General features: G+C 40.8%; 17 protein-coding genes. 7 read left to right on the top strand and 10 right to left on the bottom strand.

Annotation, left to right across the window (positions count from 1 at the left end; all coding sequences use genetic code 11):
- The coding region (locus tag H3T84_RS09210) for a hypothetical protein (RefSeq protein WP_370524104.1) at positions 1-55 on the bottom strand (55 nt) is incomplete at its 3' end.
- Here H3T84_RS09210 and H3T84_RS12515 point away from each other — a divergent pair.
- Positions 33-317, top strand: a complete 285-nt coding sequence (locus H3T84_RS12515; protein WP_304944963.1) for a hypothetical protein — start codon at positions 33-35, stop codon at positions 315-317. The two genes, H3T84_RS09210 and H3T84_RS12515, sit on opposite strands and share 23 nt — an antisense overlap.
- A gap of 50 nt (positions 318-367) precedes the next feature.
- Here the strand turns inward: H3T84_RS12515 and H3T84_RS09205 are convergent, their stop codons facing one another.
- The 5 genes from H3T84_RS09205 to H3T84_RS09185 form a co-directional block, all read right to left on the bottom strand.
- Positions 368-1,399, bottom strand: coding sequence for an AI-2E family transporter (locus H3T84_RS09205; protein WP_100115639.1), 1,032 nt, complete (start codon positions 1,397-1,399; stop codon positions 368-370).
- A 35-nt stretch (positions 1,400-1,434) separates the two neighbouring features.
- Positions 1,435-2,028, bottom strand: coding sequence for a DJ-1/PfpI family protein (locus H3T84_RS09200; protein WP_198218921.1), 594 nt, complete (start codon positions 2,026-2,028; stop codon positions 1,435-1,437).
- Positions 2,029-2,554: 526 nt separating this feature from the next.
- Complete coding sequence (locus tag H3T84_RS09195) at positions 2,555-3,295, bottom strand: carbonic anhydrase (RefSeq protein WP_037393121.1); 741 nt, start codon at positions 3,293-3,295, stop codon at positions 2,555-2,557.
- Between the two features lie 298 nt (positions 3,296-3,593).
- Positions 3,594-4,136: a hypothetical protein gene (locus H3T84_RS09190; protein WP_198218920.1), complete on the bottom strand. Its 543-nt coding sequence runs from the start codon at positions 4,134-4,136 to the stop codon at positions 3,594-3,596.
- 190 nt (positions 4,137-4,326) lie between these two features.
- Positions 4,327-5,010 carry a winged helix-turn-helix domain-containing protein gene (locus H3T84_RS09185; RefSeq protein ID WP_198218919.1) on the bottom strand — a complete coding sequence of 228 codons (684 nt, stop codon included), beginning with the start codon at positions 5,008-5,010 and terminating at the stop codon, positions 4,327-4,329.
- Positions 5,011-5,312: 302 nt separating this feature from the next.
- Here H3T84_RS09185 and H3T84_RS09180 point away from each other — a divergent pair, with 302 nt between their 5' ends.
- Positions 5,313-6,674 carry an MFS transporter gene (locus tag H3T84_RS09180; RefSeq protein ID WP_198218918.1) on the top strand — a complete coding sequence of 454 codons (1,362 nt, stop codon included), beginning with the start codon at positions 5,313-5,315 and terminating at the stop codon, positions 6,672-6,674.
- A gap of 238 nt (positions 6,675-6,912) precedes the next feature.
- Complete coding sequence (locus H3T84_RS09175) at positions 6,913-7,302, top strand: aminotransferase class I/II-fold pyridoxal phosphate-dependent enzyme (protein WP_198218917.1); 390 nt, start codon at positions 6,913-6,915, stop codon at positions 7,300-7,302.
- 80 nt (positions 7,303-7,382) lie between these two features.
- On the opposite strand, the gene H3T84_RS09170 is transcribed toward H3T84_RS09175, so the two are convergent.
- From H3T84_RS09170 to H3T84_RS09160, 3 genes are read right to left on the bottom strand one after another with little or no spacing between them, the layout of a single operon-like run.
- A complete protein-coding gene (locus H3T84_RS09170) occupies positions 7,383-8,021 on the bottom strand; it encodes a LysE family transporter (RefSeq protein ID WP_110413791.1) in 639 nt (212 codons plus the stop codon).
- Between the two features lie 23 nt (positions 8,022-8,044).
- Entirely contained in the window at positions 8,045-8,947 is a 903-nt protein-coding gene (locus tag H3T84_RS09165; protein WP_100125988.1) for a tyrosine-type recombinase/integrase, read from the bottom strand.
- Complete coding sequence (locus H3T84_RS09160) at positions 8,948-9,379, bottom strand: thioesterase family protein (RefSeq protein WP_078475053.1); 432 nt, start codon at positions 9,377-9,379, stop codon at positions 8,948-8,950. It lies immediately after the preceding gene.
- Positions 9,380-9,556: 177 nt separating this feature from the next.
- On the opposite strand from H3T84_RS09160, the gene H3T84_RS09155 reads away from it, so the two are divergent.
- Positions 9,557-10,009 carry a universal stress protein gene (locus tag H3T84_RS09155; RefSeq protein ID WP_198218916.1) on the top strand — a complete coding sequence of 151 codons (453 nt, stop codon included), beginning with the start codon at positions 9,557-9,559 and terminating at the stop codon, positions 10,007-10,009.
- A 101-nt stretch (positions 10,010-10,110) separates the two neighbouring features.
- Here the strand turns inward: H3T84_RS09155 and H3T84_RS09150 are convergent, their stop codons facing one another.
- On the bottom strand, positions 10,111-10,740 hold the full coding sequence (locus tag H3T84_RS09150; RefSeq protein ID WP_198218915.1) for a TetR family transcriptional regulator: 630 nt from the start codon (positions 10,738-10,740) through the stop codon (positions 10,111-10,113).
- Between the two features lie 311 nt (positions 10,741-11,051).
- On the opposite strand from H3T84_RS09150, the gene H3T84_RS09145 reads away from it, so the two are divergent.
- Genes H3T84_RS09145 through H3T84_RS09135 form a run of 3 tightly spaced genes read left to right on the top strand, consistent with a single transcriptional unit; the run spans position 11,052 to position 17,008 of the window.
- Positions 11,052-12,287, top strand: coding sequence for an efflux RND transporter periplasmic adaptor subunit (locus H3T84_RS09145; RefSeq protein ID WP_037393128.1), 1,236 nt, complete (start codon positions 11,052-11,054; stop codon positions 12,285-12,287).
- 12 nt (positions 12,288-12,299) lie between these two features.
- Positions 12,300-15,512 (top strand): efflux RND transporter permease subunit, encoded by a 3,213-nt coding sequence (locus H3T84_RS09140; protein ID WP_198218914.1) that lies wholly within the window; start codon positions 12,300-12,302, stop codon positions 15,510-15,512.
- The gene (locus H3T84_RS09135) at positions 15,509-17,008 is read left to right on the top strand and encodes an efflux transporter outer membrane subunit (protein ID WP_084565139.1); all 1,500 of its coding nucleotides are present in this window, start codon (positions 15,509-15,511) and stop codon (positions 17,006-17,008) included. The genes H3T84_RS09140 and H3T84_RS09135 overlap by 4 nt, the downstream gene beginning before the upstream one ends.
- Position 17,009 lies beyond the last annotated feature (1 nt).

Raw genomic sequence — 17,009 nt, 5'->3', positions numbered from 1 at the left:
GCAGTGCTTCGTAGAGGACGATGGCGGCGGCGTTGGAGAGGTTTAGTGAGCGGATGTGCTCTGACTGCGGAATTCGCAGACACTGTTCGTTTTTGGGCGATAGTGGTTTATCTCAGGAGTTGATTCTCTGGCGAGTTGGCATAATTGCCAGTCTGTTTTTTGGTTTTATGTTTGGAATGAGCGGAATTACAGCGGCAGTTTTAGGATATGTGGCCGATAAAACCAGCTTACAATTCATTTTTAAATTCTGTTCTTTTCTGCCATTATTTGGAATACTGACAATTTTGTTACCGGATGTGGAGTGGTATAAGAATTAAATGATAAAAGGCCATTGTTCATGGCCTTTTTATTGATATACGAAATCAGATTAAATGATTTTGAGTTGTTTTAAAGACAATTTCAGGAAAGCATAAAAGATAGGGGCAAAAATCAATCCGATTACGCCAAATAAGCTTTCAGACAATACCATTGCAATCAGCAGTTCGCAAATGCCGGCGTGGATTTTATTACCAATTATTTTGGCATTGAGTATATATTCGATTTTATGAATGATAATTAGATACAACAGAACAATTACTGCCATCCAGAAGGAAATAGTAAATGCAACCAGACACATAACAGTATTAACTATCAGGTTGCCAATAATGGGGATCAGTCCAAGAACGAAAGTAGCCAGTATTAGGCTTTTGCTGAAAGGCAGATGAATACCGAATAAAGGTAATATGATAAGCAGGAAAATAGCGGTCAAGATAGTATTAAAAAAGGATATCATTACCTGTGAGAAGGCAACATATTGAAATACCAGTACCAGACGATTTAACCCCTCTTTGAGCGCCTGCATATAAATTGTCGATGAAGAATGGGTTTCAATGATATTGCGTTTGTTTTGCTGATAGCCGGCAATCAAACCGATAATCATACCAATGATGATGATTAACAATGAATGAAATAATTGTTTAATTACTGACTGAAGATATAGAACATGTTCTTTGATAAAGTTTAGTGCATTGGTTCGCAATTCAATCAGATTATCAGGAATATATTTATTTAGTTCTTTGGGCAGTGAGCTGGCAATGCTGTTAAATAAGCTTTGAATATGTGTAAGGGTTTGTTGCGGATCTTTGGCTACGCTGATTACCCAGCTAATCAGGTAACCAAAGCCGCTAATGAGTATTGCCATGATGAGCAATGAAAGTAATAATACGGAAAATAGTTTGGCTTTATTGCCCCAGCGATGCATTTTTTTTGCCAGAAAATCTTCAAGTTTCTGTGTGAGGGTATAGGTGAGTAATCCGGAAATAACACCGGACATTAAGTGTATTTCCATAAATATGATAAAAAAGACAGAATACAATACTACAAAAAACAGTCCTATTTTTTGTTGCTCATCTAACAGCATAATTTTTTCCGGGTTAATTTTTATAACAATAAAATTTATTTCAGACAGAATTCATCTTGCTGGCTGTCTTGCTGCCAGCGATATTCGATTCTAGTTGCGATTTGTCGGGCAACGGTTTCTCCTGCCCTGTCTTGCACAAAGGCTAAGGCCATATCCATACCTGCACTAATACCTGAAGATGTGTAATATTTCCCATCTGTAACCCATCTGGCTTTTTCTATCCATTGGGTTCGTAACGATGAAGTTTTTACCCATTCGAAAGAGAGTTTATTGGATGTTGCTCGTTTTCCATCAAGTAATCCCGATTTAGCCAGCAGGGCACTACCCGTACATACTGTTAATACATACCGGCTTTTTTGTGCTAGTTGCTTTAGCTGGTTGATATAGTCAGCTTCAAGGATAAGTGTTCTGGCTCCTGTTCCACCAGGAATGAAAAGCGTATCGATTTCGGACTGCGGCATCGTGTTAAAACTTTCGGTAGCAATCTGTACACCATCTCGATTGCTTATTAGGCCACCATCACGGGAATAAAACTGCATTTTCCAGTCTGGAACTTTTCCAAATATTTCTACGGGTCCAAAAACATCAAGGGTTTCGAAATCAGGATATAGAATAATAGAGATGTGCATTATTTTTCCTTAGTATAGACTGGTTGAAAAGATAAATTTTTGGATATTGTTTTGAATATGAGTAGCATATCATTTTTTACTTCTCAGATGCTTATTTGTATTTGGATAGTGGAGCCTAAAATTAGGCTAATAGCAAAATATAGGATATGAGTTTATCTAGATATAATTATAATTCATATTATTTTTCACTTAGATATGAATTTATGAAGTATTCGAACTTAATCCGTGGATAATTCAGTTGTAAAAATATAAAAATGTTGTAATTAGAATAACTGGTAATGCTGAAATAAATTGAAAATGAGCTGATTAGCAGAGGTGAACTGAGAAAAAACGGATGAAGAGATTGAAGCTTATAAAACTGAGAATAACATTAAGCATACATGGATAATAGTTTTTCCAGTATTGCTTAAATTTAGCTGATGTAATTTTGTTTTATAAATGCAGGATTAAAAACATTTAGGCTGTTAGATTTAATAAAAGGTCAGACGGCTGATGCTCTTCTGACCTTTTGTTGAGCAATTCTGGCTTAGTTGTTTTCAATAATGCGGTTATTGAGGGGCTGAACCGGCCGGTTGTTATTTTTCGGCAGATAATGAGAAATTTCTTCGATTTCATCCTTGGATAAGGTAATCGGCTGGCGGAATAATATCCACGTTACCGGTTCACTGCATGGCGGAGTGGTCAGTGAACCGGTATAGCGATAGTAGCTGTGATTTTTCGGATAAATGTGTTCAGGGTTGAATAATATATCGGTATTTTCACTGCTATTTTTGGCAAGTTGTTTAAATACGGATAATTTTTCAAAGTAGGAATTTTCTTTGCCTTCCTGTACAAATACGGCAATGACAAGATTACTGTGATCAGCAGCCTGATGAACAAAATGTAATTCCAGCGGATAGCGGACACCATTAATCGTGTGCTCAGCCGGTTCATGAGCATGAAACTGAACCAGTTTGTATGTTTTGTTTTCGTAGCTAAATGTGCTGTTTGCATCAAAGTTAAACTGGAGTGAATGACCATTATCAATAATTTGCTTAATATCGGCATGTTGATAATTAAATTTCAGTGCCGGTAATTGCTTATTGTTTTTGCTGTCAAAAATATCAATAGGAGATTGAGTTTTGCCTGATGCACAAGTTTGTGCATCAGGCAGGTTACCCCAGTTTTCCGGTGCGTTATCACCTTGATAACCCCAGTGGGTTTGTTCTGCCATGGCTGAGGTAGCCAGACCAAGGCTAAGACATAAAGCTAAAATATTTTTTCTCATGATGCGGTTCATATGGGTTTATTATTTTTTAGTTTAGTCTTATTTGGTAAAGTTGGGTAGTATTTTTGTTGTTAGAATCTGATATATATATTAATATATTAAATATTTTTTTATATGGTATTCTATTTCTGGTTTAAATCATGTTGAATCTAAATTTTAAATTACCATCAATAGGAACTGCAATTTGTGATGGTGTTATATAAAAAACATCTATTAATTTGCTATCAAATAAAATATATAAATCAAGTTTGCGACAGTACTTACTGTTAAATGGTAAACGTAGTATATGTAGAACTCTTTAGATTAGTAAAATTAGTCTGATGCAGAACCTCAAAAAGTATTTTTGTATATCGCTAATTTTACTATTAAAAATCCATTCATCTTTTGAATAAGTATCTCCATCTGATATGAATTTTTTATATTCATCTTCAAAATCAATTAAAGCTACAATTTTGTATTTTCCTTCGTTATGCTTATATAACAATGCCCACCAATGGAGATGGGAATTATTATTTTGTATTTTGTGTAGTACGCCATTTTTTTGAAAATAAAAAATAGCTTCATCGTTCTTTATTAAATATGGTTTATTAATAGATTTAAGGTAATTAAAAACTAAGAAGGAGTAATAATTAGCGTCATCGGCCATAATATAGAAATCATCACCCATAGTAGTTTTTAACTTATTAATTGTATTTTCACTGGGAGTGACTAATATAACTATATCTTTGTCAAAAATAATTTTTGTTTTTTTCTCGAATAGTATTAAATTATTTTGTCCTGCTAAAGCCATGTGGAAAGAAAAAAATATTAAGCAGAAAAATATAAATAATGTTTTTTTCATAATAATTAAAGCCCCCCTTCTAATTGTTGATTTATCTGGATATGATAGCAATCATTTTCAATTAAAGCATGATCTGCTTAAGCTCTTATTTGAGCTAAAAATTGCTTAGAATCAGTTAATCCAGAATTGACATCATGCTAAACATATATAATTATTTTATCATCAAAAAGTTAATTTTTATTGTAAATCTCTATTTATCAATTAATAATACATTTAAGTTTTTTCTACCTTTTGGCGTAATTGTCAATTCACGATTATTATCATTTTGTTTAAACCATTCTTGTTGTAGCATTGATTGAAGCAATAAAGTCCCTAATGGACCACCAATATGATCCCTATGCTCAGTAAAATCTATACAGCGCTTTCCAACACTAGCTGTATTAGAAGCGTTGAGTAATAGCTTATGTCCTTTAAAAAAATTTTTACCATGTTCAGGAACTATAAAAAAATTATCTTGTATAACAATAAATTCATTATTAATAAATGACTGCGTAAGTGCAACAGACCATGAACCGGCTAGATGTTTATAACATGTTCTTGCCTCTTTAAATTTTTCTTTAGTGTTAGTATTGGATAAAAATAAACACTCTTTCGGGGGAATAATATTAAAAGTTGATTCAATAAACATTGCGGTATCTTGATTTTTTATTTCATAGTAATGGTGTTTACCACACGCCCTATGATGGATAAGATCAATATCTTCTAGTTTTTTTAAATGAAAACGCGTAGCCTGTGGCGACAGATTCAGTCGATTTGCTAACCATGAGGCTGAAAGAGCTCTGCCATTCATTAATTCAGTGATAATTATAACTCTACTGAAATCAGACATTGCGTCTGAAAATCGTATTAAATCCTTACAATGTAATTTATTCACTCTTTAGAATCTCCATGAAAAATCTATGATTTTTTATTATTCAATTTGAAATTAATTAAGCACAGCGAATTAATATACGCTTTTTAGCTAATTTGTTTAAATTTCTTTTTAAACATTATTCCTGAAAAGTAAATAAATTAATCAGATATTTTCACCAATAAAAACAAGAGAGAAAATATTTGAGTAAATATGAAAAATGGATATTTTATTATTGCAACTTTTGATGGTTGGTTGAGGGTGAAATTACTTTCTTCTGTAGGCAATTAGCTAATGGTGTAATCAAATTAAGACGGGGACTATAAATGACTAAAGTAGTAGATAGTTCTAAACCAATATATTCTATTTATATTACATGTTGTTTAGGATTATTCTTATCAACACTGGATACCGGTATTATAAACTTAGCACTGAATACATTTTCCATCGACTTTGGCGTTTCTTTGGAATATATTGGATTATCTGTTACTTTATATTTATTATTTTTAATTATTTTTCTTGTTCCTGGCGGTTGGCTTGGTGACTTTTGGGGGCAAAAAATAGCGTTAATAGCAGGTTTCGTGCTTTTTGGTCTAACCTCATTGATAGCTGGTTTTTCTGAGTCTGCCAATCAGCTTATTATAGCAAGATGCGGACAAGGAATTGGTGCCGCGCTATTGCAGGCAAATTGCTTGGGGCTGGCTGGTTTACAATCAAGTAAACAGAAAATAAGGTTAAATTCTTTCATAATGTTGGCGATAAGTTTAGGACCAATTTTAGGGCCTTCTTTCGGCGGTGTTATTTTAAAATTATGGGGATGGCAATTTTTGTTTCTAATTAATGTTCCATTGTGTATTGTGGGATGTTTTTTTAGTTTAAAAATAACTAAAGCAGTAAACACACTAAAAAGAGAGACTTTTGATTTAAAAGGAATGATACTTTTTTTTATGATGTTAGTGGCTTGTGTTTCTCTTATTTATTCTGATAATTTAAATCTGTTATTGATTGAAAAAAATTTTATTGGTATTTCTACTTTAATCATTTTTTTTATTTTTTTGAGGATAGAGTCAAAATGCTCCAATCCTTTTTTTCCTGTCAAATTATTATTAATCTCGTCAATTAGATACATTTCAATTGGCAGTTTGGTATTTGGGTTAACAGCGGGCATCATTTTTTCAGCGTCACCTCTCATGTTTATTAGAGAAGCTGATTATCCAATCGATTATATAGGATTAATCTGTACTGCCGCACCCATTGGCGTTATTTTAAGTGTGTTTGGCAGAAAAGTAATAAATTCAAGTTGTAATAAAATTATACTAATTTATGCTTTACCGCTTATGCTATTTGCTTTTGCCTTGCTTTTTTTTGTGAGTTTTAATATTTCAATTTTTAATTATGTTATAGCTGCTTTGTGCTACGGTTTAGGTGGCGGACTGTTTCAAGGTTCATTAATTCAGATAGCGATGGATCAAAAAAAAGATAAACAATCAACGATTGGAGGCTTATTAAGGCTTTTTCAAAATGGAGGAATTATTATTGGGTCAGCATGTTCTTTAATGTTATTAGAAGCAAAGATTTCGCCTTTAGAGAATATTTCTACCTATCAAAAATTATGGGGTATTACTTTTAGTGTACTCTCTATTATGTTTGTTTATTCATATGTCTCTTTATTTAGAATAAAAAAATAAATACAGTCTCATTTTTACTTATGTGGCTAACAATTCAAATAAATTCTTATTGAAGATAAATTATCATATGGAAAAATGCTTGAAGGAGCCGATCAATTACGTTCAATTGAGCAGGATAAATGATTATATAAGAATGCGTTGGCAGAGATGGGCACTGGTAATAATGCCTTTGTGTATTACCCCGCCCGCAGATATTGTTAAATCACCCGTTATTACGTAAACGAACTTTGGTTATCGGTTGTTTGCTAAGTTGTTACATGCAACTGGCTGGAAAATAGGCTATTGTGTAACAGCTGCTGTATTGATGACAGCGTTTCGCAAGGTTCATCAGTTTGATGTATTTGGTATCCATACGCCTGTACTATATGCTATTGCTGTTTATCTGGCAGATGCTTCACATTATGAAAAGTTAGGCTGCTTTTTTCAGCAAAAATGCAATTTTATGCTGGCTGGTTTGCGTTATTCACGTTTTGAGGTTTATGTGCCTCAGGGAATATATTTTAGGGTACTCAATTACGGAGATGTCAGCACTGCGCCAGAAAATGAATTTGTGCGGAAATTGGTGATTACACATCGGGTAACTATGGTACTGCTGGCGACATTTTATCATGATGGATTTAGCCAGTAGAATTATTGTGCGCTGGGTAAAATAAATTATGGTAGTAAAAAATTAGGACAGATGATTTATCTGTCCTTTTTATTTATCAGTTAATGATAAAGCAGACTGGTGATAATCTGAATATATAACCAGCAGCCAAAGCAGATGAATGCACAGCCGCCAATGCGGTCGATAGCCAGACTCCAGTGCAAATAATTGCGTTTAATTATGGGTAAGGAAAACAGCCATATCATTAAGCATAAGGTCAGTAAAACCTGTACCAGTAAAATAAGCATAATCTCATATTTTAATGTGGGTTTATGTACATTAGCCATAGCCATGGACATAACGCTGCCCAGATAAAAAATGATTTTCGGATTGGACAAATTGGTAATCAGACCTTTCCAGAAAAAATATTTTTCCTGTATTGGCGCAGTAATGGAATTATTTTTGGGTATAACTGTACGCAGCATCTGGTAGCCGCAATAGATTAAGTATGAACCACCAGCCAGCATCAGGATATTCTGTAACCAGGGCAGCTGCTGCAATAGGGCGCTATAACCTTCAATAGTCAGTAATAACCAGAAAGCCACGCCTGTAGTAATGCCAAGTGCTACGCAAAATGCAGCCCAGCGTGAGTAATTCAGTGCGGTTTTGCTGATAAGCAGCATATCTGGCCCCGGAGATAGCTGTCCCAGAAGATTAAGCAAAACGATACTGGCAATCATGGATTGTGTTTGATTAAGCATAAACAGATTCAGAGTTAAAACGGCTATTTGTTACGACGTTTGGCACGCGGATGAGTACTGTCATAAATTTGTGCCAGATGATTGAAATCCAGCTTAGTGTATTGCTGGGTAGTGCTGATGGATTTATGCCCAAGCAGTTCCTGTACGGCGCGGATATCATGAGCATTTTGTAAAACATGGCTGGCAAAACTATGCCGCAGCATATGCGGTGACAAATGGCGGTCGCTGCCATGAGTAATTGACCAGACATTTAAACGGTTTTGAATTTGACGCGCACTCAGACGTGTGCCGCGCTGACTGGTAAAAACGGCATTTTCTCCCGCAATGGCATAACGGCGGGGTAGGTAACGCTGTAAAGCATCAATACTTTTCTGACCCAAAGGAACCTGACGCTGTTTGTTCCCCTTGCCACTAACATGAACCCAGTTTTCATTCAGCATTAGGTGATGCAAGTCCAGCTGCACAAGTTCGCTCAGGCGTAAACCACTGCCATACAGCAATTCGAAAATAGCCTGATCGCGCAGTGATAGTGTATCTTCGGCTGTGGGCTGGTCAAAAGTGTGATTTAGTTTTTCTGCTGGAACGGCTTTTGGCAGACGTGCCCCCGCTTTAGGAGCTTTAATGTTGTTAGTTGGGTTAGTTTCAATTTTTCCCTGACGTTGCAGGAAATTAAAATAGGCTCGCCACGTACTAAGCTTACGAGCCAGTGAGGCAGGCTTATCACCCATCCCGCTAAGTTTTTTCAATGCACCGACCAGATGCAACCGTGTAATGCTTTCAGCAGTAAGATTATCGGGCAGAAGCCGGATGAGCTGAATCAGGTCACGAGTGTAGGCAGTGCAGGTTAAAGCAGACAGACCACGCTGCTGTAAGTGCTGAAAAAATTCATTCCAGAGTATCCAGTTGGGGGATGAAGTAGTCTGCATTTAATTACTCTGTGCAATGAGATGACGAAAAGCCTCAGGTGTACGACTGATACGCTGGCGTTCATAATTAAAAAAAGCCATACCGGTTTTTACCATGGCAATAGCAGCACCATCGTTGACACGGGTTATACGGTACAAAATACTGAAACCGGTGTTGCTTAGTTCAGATATACCCAAATCAAAGTTTAATTCATCACCATAGAAGCTTTGTCCCTGAAATTGCAGAGCAGCATCAAGCATAATCAAACCGGTACCACCAATATCCATTTCACTAAAGCCGAACGAGGCCAGCAGGCGCAGCCGTGCTTCATGGCACAGGCGTAATACGGCATCATTGGCCAGATGATTGCCATAATTAATGTCACCGATATATACCTTGATTGTGGTATGAAACAGCCAGTGTTCGGGTGGTTCGATATGAATACGGCTCATGGGTTTTCCTTACTGAATTCAGGCTAGATAGTAGCAGTTTTTGAGGTATTCTGTAGCCGGCTGGTGTTTGTATCAGGCAAATTTGTGCTAAGCTTTGCCAGTATTTCTCAGGTTGTATTGTTGTTTTTCAGTTTATTAACAAACGCAGTTATGGTTTATCGGGCAGGGAGAATAACGATGTATCACAAAATTATGGTACCGGTAGATGAAAGTGCAGCTGCTATGCGAGCCTTGCAGGAAGCAATAATGCTGGCCAAGTTATGTAATGCGGTTCTACGGGTAGTCAATGTAGTGGATCTGGCGCAGTTTAGCTGGGGTGGTGTAGGTGCACTGCCCTCTGAAGAAGTACGCAAAGCAGTTAATGCCGCAGGTAAAAAAGGTTTAGAGCAGGCAGAAAAAATGCTTGAAGAATCCGGTATGCAGTATGAAATTGAAGTGCTGGAAAGTGCCGGTGATAAAGTAGCTGATATGCTGATTCAGGAAGCGACGGAACATAATGTTGATTTGCTGGTGATGGGGACTCACGGCTTCAGTGGTTTTATGCATATATTAATGGGATCTGTGGCTGAAGGTGTTTTACGCCAGTCTGATATTCCGGTGATGTTATTACGTGTACGTGATGATGATTGATTAATAATTTGTTATTTCTATTGAAATCTGGCAGGCAATGAGCTCGGTTATTGCCTGCTATTTATTTATGTAAAATATCAATTCTAATCAGGATGGATGATTTACTGGCGAAGATTTGGATTGTGGTGCAGTGATTCGAGGGCAATGTTAATAAAATTAGGGGCAATACTGGTAATATCTATATTATCCGGATCAGTCAGCCATAAATTGGTTAATCCCATAAACAGAGCCTGAAAATACAGAGCAGCCTGCCGGATATTGATATTTGCCGGTAAAATATGCTGCTGACAGCACATATGAAATACGGCACACAGGTTCTGCCACCATAAATTTTGGTATTTTTGCAACAAAGCCACAATCGCATGGTTGTCAGCAGTATGCTCACAATTCAAGTGCAGGATATGACAGAATTTACGATAATTATTATCACTAGCCATACGCTGAAACATGTGTTTCAGCGCCTGCATCAGATTATTCAATGCGTCAGGAGAACTGGTGTCAATGTCATGCTGCAATTGACTGCTCAGTTTACTGAAAACCTGTTGGAATAACGCATCGAATAAGTCTTCCTTATTTTTAAAATGCCAGTATAAAGCACCGCGAGTCACGCCGGCTGCGCTGGCAATTTCTTGCAGTGAAGCACGGCTGACACCGCGCCGGTAAAAGATATCCAGTGCAGCAGCCATGAGAGCCTCTTTGGTTTGCAGGGCTTCTTCTTTGGTCTTGCGCATAATAAATTTCCGTTTATCTGTAAATTAAATTAGGCAAATCTGTATTTAATTCAGATTAGCACAAGATTTTTTGATTAAAATAACTTAAGTATTAAATTATTGCATCTGGTATACATACATTGTTGCATGTATAATGCGCAGCGTAAAGCTATTCTTATTTAATCGTCTGTTGTCGCATTGCTGGCTGCCTGATATTTAGATTTCGGCAGCCCTAAGTGTTGGCACCAGCGCTATTTGTGTCATATTTTTAGCACAACAGAGTAAAAAGTTATTTAATTTTTTAAAGTATATATGCACATATTGAGGTGAATATGGGAACGAATCGAAAAGCAGATAAATGGCGCATCAGTGCGATAGTACTGGCAAGTGCGCTGGCATTAGCTGCATGTGGTAAGAAAGACAATGCACCAGCACCACAGGCACCAATGGTCAGTGTACTGACTGTACATCCGGAAACGGTGACTGTAGATACCGAGCTGACTGGTCGTCTGAAGCCGATTCGCGAGTCACAAGTACGTGCCCGTGTAGCTGGTATTTTGCTGAAACGTCTGTTTACGGAAGGTACTTATGTTAAAGAAGGTCAACCACTGTTTCAGATCGACAATGCGCCTTATGTAGCTTCTTTGCAATCAGCTCGTGCCAGTCTGGCAACTGCACAGGCTAATGCGGCGAAGGCTGATGCCGATATTGTCCGTTATCGTCCGCTGGTTGCAGCTAACGCAATCAGTAAACAGGAATTTGATCAGGCAATCGCACAACAGCGTCTGGCGCATGCACAGATTGACAGTGCACAGGCCGCAATCAAAAGCGCACAGATTAATGTTGGCTATGCCTATGTGCGTGCTCCGATTTCCGGCCGTATTGGTAAGGCCCTGGTAACTGAAGGCGCTTTAGTCGGCCAGAATGATGTTACTCAGTTAGCGCTGATTCAGCAAACACACACTTTATATGTTGACCTGACCCAGACTGCCGCACAGGCAATGAAGATCCGTCAGGATATTGCTGCCGGCAAGATGAAAACCATCAATGGTGCCGTCGAAGTGGCCATCAAGCTTGATGACGGTAGTGAATATCCGCAAAAAGGTCGTTTACTGTTTACAGATATGACTGTAGATGAAGGTACCGGTGAAGTTAAAGTACGTGCCGAAATTCCTAATGATGATGATATGTTGCTGCCCGGACAGTTTGTACGTGTAGAGATTCCGCAGGCTGAAATTCAGAATGCCATCGTCTTGCCGCAGCAGGCAGTAACCCGTGGTGCCAGTGGTGATACGGTTACGGTGGTTAATGCTGATGGCAGTCTGGCTGTGCGCAATGTAACCGTAGTACAGCAAAAGGGCACAAACTGGGTAATCAGCGGAGGTTTGCGTGCGGGTGATAAAGTAGCAATGGATGGTCTGGCACTGGTGCAGTTAACCGGTGCGAAGAAAGTACAGACTCAGCCGTGGAAACCTGCACCTGCTAATGGTGCGCCTGCGCCTCAGGCTAAGGCTGCTTCTGCATCTGCACCTAAAGCTTCTGCGGCATCTGCCTCTCAGGCTCAGTAAGGAATCTGTAATATGTCACGATTTTTTATTAACCGACCGATTTTTGCATGGGTGGTGGCGCTGTTCATCATCATTGCCGGTATAGTGTGTATTACCAAGCTGCCTGTTGCCCAGTATCCGACAGTAGCTCCTCCTTCCATCAGCCTGACTATTTCCTATCCGGGTGCTGATGCCCAGACCATTGAAGATACCGTATTGTCACGTATTGAACGTGAAATGAACGGTCTGGACAATCTGGATTACATGGAAGCAAAATCGTTATCCAACGGTACAGGTACATTAACCCTGACCTTCTACCCGGGTACCGATGATGATATTGCACAGATGAATGTGCAGAATGCGCTTTCTCGGGCAGAACCGCGTTTGCCGGCAATGGTAAAACAGACTGGTGTGCAGATTGCCAAATCACGGAGTAACTTCCTGATGGTAACCATGTATACCAGTGATAATCCTAATCTGACCCCCGCAGATATGGCAGACTATGTGGTACGTAACATTCAGCCGGAATTACAGCGTATTGACGGTGTAGGTAATGTAATGGTGTTCAGTTCTGAACGCGCCATTCGTGTCTGGCTGGATTCAGACAAGCTGCGCAGTGTTAATCTGACCCCGGCAGCAGTTAATGCCGCAGTAGCTGCACAGAACCAGCAGATTTCTGCAGGTAGTCTGGGCGCTTTGCCTTCACCTGACAATATTCAGACTACAGCGACTATCATTGTGCCCGGTCAGCTGAAAACAGTTGAACAGTTTGAAAACATTATTGTTAAAGCCAATACCGATGGTTCACTGGTACGTCTGAAAGATGTTGCTCGTGTAGAGCTGGGTAAACAGGATTACTCTACTGGTGCCCGTTTGAATGGTAAAGACGTGGTGGGTGCAGGTATTCAGCTGACGACTAAAGGTAACGCACTGGCTACAGCCAATGCAGTTAAGGCTAAGCTGGCCGATTTGCAAAAATATTTCCCTGCCGGCATGAGCTGGTCTGCACCATATGACAGCTCCACTTTCGTTAGTATTTCCATTGAAAAAGTGGTACATACTCTGGTAGAAGCGATTGTACTGGTATTCCTTGTTATGCTGGTATTCCTGCAAAACATTCGCTATACCCTGATTCCGACGATTGTGGTACCGATTGCTTTGCTGGGTGCTTTTACCATTATGTACTTTGCCGGTCTGTCGATTAACGTACTGACCATGTTTGCCATGGTGCTGGTAATCGGTATTGTGGTCGATGATGCCATTGTGGTGGTGGAAAACGTAGAACGTATCATGGCCGATGAACATTTGCCGCCAAAGCCTGCTACAGAAAAGGCTATGGGGCAGATTTCCGGCGCTGTAGTCGGTATTACAGTGGTACTGATTACCGTATTTATCCCGATGGCGTTCTTCTCCGGTTCTACTGGTAATATTTACCGTCAGTTCTCTATTGTGATGTCGGTAGCCATTTTCTTCTCTGCTTTTCTGGCATTGTCGCTGACACCGGCCTTGTGTGCTACTTTGCTTAAACCAGTTAACGAACATGAAGCGGAGAAAAAGGGTTTTTATGGCTGGTTTAACCGCAAATTTACCAGCGGTGCCAAAAAATACGAATCCAAAGTGGCTTATGTACTGCATCGCAGCGTACGTATGTTCATCATCTATGCTGCTATCACAGCTTGTGCGTTATTAGTAATGGTACGTCTGCCGACTTCATTCCTGCCGGAGGAAGATCAGGGTTATTCCATTGCTTTGATTCAGTTGCCGCCGGGCGCGACTCAGCATCGTACCCTGGATACTTTCAAGAAGATGGAAGAATTCACTCTTCATCAGCCTGAAGTGAAAAACATGGTATCCGTACTGGGCTTCAGTATGACCGGTCAGGGGCAGAACGTTGGTCTGAGCTTCCTTGTATTGAAAGACTGGTCAGAACGTAGCGGTGCGGAACACAGTGCCAATTCACTGGCTAACCGTATTACCGGTGCTATGATGGGTTCAGTACGTGATGGTTATATCTTTGCTCTGGTACCGCCATCCATTCCTGAACTGGGTACCAGTACCGGCTTTAGCTTCCGGCTGCAAGACCGTGGCGGTAAAGGTCATGAGGCGTTACTGGCCGCGCGTAATCAGCTGCTGGGTATGGCGCGTGAAAGTAAAGTGCTGACACAGGTACGTCCAGACGGCATGGAAGATGAACCGCAATTGCAGATTGATATCGACCGCGATGCTGCTAATGCACAAGGCGTGTCATTCGGTGATATTTCAACTGTATTAAGTACTGCTCTGGGTTCCAACTACGTTAACGACTTCCCGAATAAAGGACGTATGCAGCGCGTAATTGTACAGGCAGATGTGGCTTCCCGTATGACACCTGAAGACCTGAGCAAGCTTACCGTTAATAATGCACAGGGACAGCCAGTACCATTATCCGGCATCATGAAGACACGCTGGATTACCGGCCCGGCACAAACTGTCCGCTACAATGGCTATACCGCTATGGCGATTACCGGTAATGCTGCTCCGGGATACAGTACTGGTGATGCCATGAATGAAATGGAAAAAATTGCCAGCAAGCTGCCGGATGGTTTTGGTTATGAGTGGACAGGTCTGTCTAAAGAGGAAAAAGATGCGGGTAACCAGTCTACCATCCTCTATATGTTCTCACTGCTGGCTGTATTCCTGTGTCTGGCCGCACTGTATGAAAGCTGGACAATTCCATTATCCGTAATGCTGGTAGTACCGCTGGGTCTGCTTGGTGTCGTGCTGGGTACATGGATGCGCGGTATGGAGAACGACGTTTATTTTCAGGTGGGGTTAATTACCGTAATTGGTCTGAGTGCTAAAAACGCCATTCTGATTGTGGAGTTTGCCAAGGAGTTGCAAGAGCAGGGTAAAAGTCCGCTTGAAGCTGCACTGGCTGCCGCTCACCTGCGTTTCCGTCCGATTCTGATGACATCCATTGCGTTCATTATGGGTGTAGTGCCTCTGTACTTTGCCAGTGGTGCCTCTTCTGCGAGTCAGCGAGCCATTGGTACCAGCGTATTGTGGGGAATGTTAGTGGGTACCTGTCTGGCTCTGTTCTTTGTACCTGTATTCTATTCAACTGTACGCAGTCTGTTCAGCAGGAAAAAGAACGACAAAAATGGCGGTACTCCTGACAATGACAAAAATCTGCCGATGACAGTAAACAGTGATGGCAGTGTCAGTGTGCAGTCTGCCAATCAGACAGACAAAGAGGATAAAGCATGAAACACATAGTGAAACCTACTCTGCTGGCTGTATTAGTTGCCGGAGTAGTGTCTGCCTGTTCGATGGCACCCCGCTATCATCAGCCGAAAGTAGAGCTGGCAGAAACCTTTCCAGGTGCAGCAGCCAATGACCGGTATGCCGGTTCAGTGGCTGCCGCCAATCTCGGCTGGCAGGACTACTTCGCTGATGAGCGTTTGAAACAGATTATCAATCTGGCTTTAATTAATAACCGTGATTTGCGTGTGGCCGCATTAAACGTGGAAGCGGTTCGGGCTCAGTATGCTATTCAGCGTGCAGACCGCCTGCCTGCATTAGGTGCGACAGGTAATGGCGGACGTTCGCGTGTTGCGCAGGACTTGAGCGCTATGCGCGATGCTGCGGGTCAGCAAACCAGCTATATTGCAGAATCATATAATGTCGGTTTAGGTGTAACCGCATTTGAGCTGGATTTATTCGGACGGGTTAAAAGCCTGTCTGATGCAGCTCTGAATCAGTATTTCCAGCAAAAGCAGGTGCGCGACTCTACCCAGATCAGCCTGATTGCCAGCGTGGCCAAAGCCTACTTTGCTGAGCGTATTGCTCAGGCACAAATGGATTTATCCAGCCGTGTATTAAAATCGCGTGAAGAAAGCAAGCGTCTGACTGATCTGCAATTCAAATCCGGTGTGATTTCACAGGTACAGGTAGATGTAGCAGAAGCACAAATCGAAACAGCCCGTGCCGATTATGCTGCGGCTAAACAGGCGCGTGAACAGGCGCACAATGCCTTAACTTTGCTGGTGGGTAAACCATTGCCGGACGATTTACCGGCAGCAGCACCACTGAGCCGCCAGTTTGTGAATGTGGAGCTGCCGGCCGGCTTGCCGTCGACCATCCTGTATCAGCGGCCGGATGTACGTGCAGCTGAGTTTGCGCTTAAATCTGCTAATGCCAACATCGGTGCGGCACGGGCAGCATTTTTCCCGCGCATCAGCCTGACCGGCAGTATTGGTTCCGGCAGCAACGATATTGGTCATCTCTTCAATGGTCCGAACCGTACATGGAGCTTTACGCCACAGATTACCCTGCCGATTTTCACATGGGGGCAAAACAAAGGTAATCTGGATCTGGCAACAGCGCGTAAAAACATTGCTGTAGCCCAGTATGAGCAAACTGTACAGGCTGCTTTCCGTGATGTGGCCGATGCACTGGTGGCACGTGATTCCCTTAAAAAGCAGTATGAGGCTAAATCACGTGGTGAACAGGCACAAACTAATCGCTACAAGCTCACGCAGTTACGGTATAAACACGGTATAGCCAGCTCACTGGAACAGCTGGACGCAGAACGTGACAGTTATGCAGCACAGCAGGCATTACTCAATACACAACAGACTCTGCTGGAAAACCGTGCCGATCTTTATAAAGCACTGGGTGGCGGCCTGAATCAGCAAACGGTCACCCCTGCAGAAAACACTAGCGTTACCACGACAACTACTACCACAACCACGGTGCGGTAAT

The organism is Snodgrassella sp. M0110, assembly GCF_016101465.1.
Taxonomy (GTDB): Bacteria; Pseudomonadota; Gammaproteobacteria; order Burkholderiales; family Neisseriaceae; genus Snodgrassella; species Snodgrassella alvi.
This window is presented reverse-complemented; position numbering and strand designations above follow the sequence as displayed.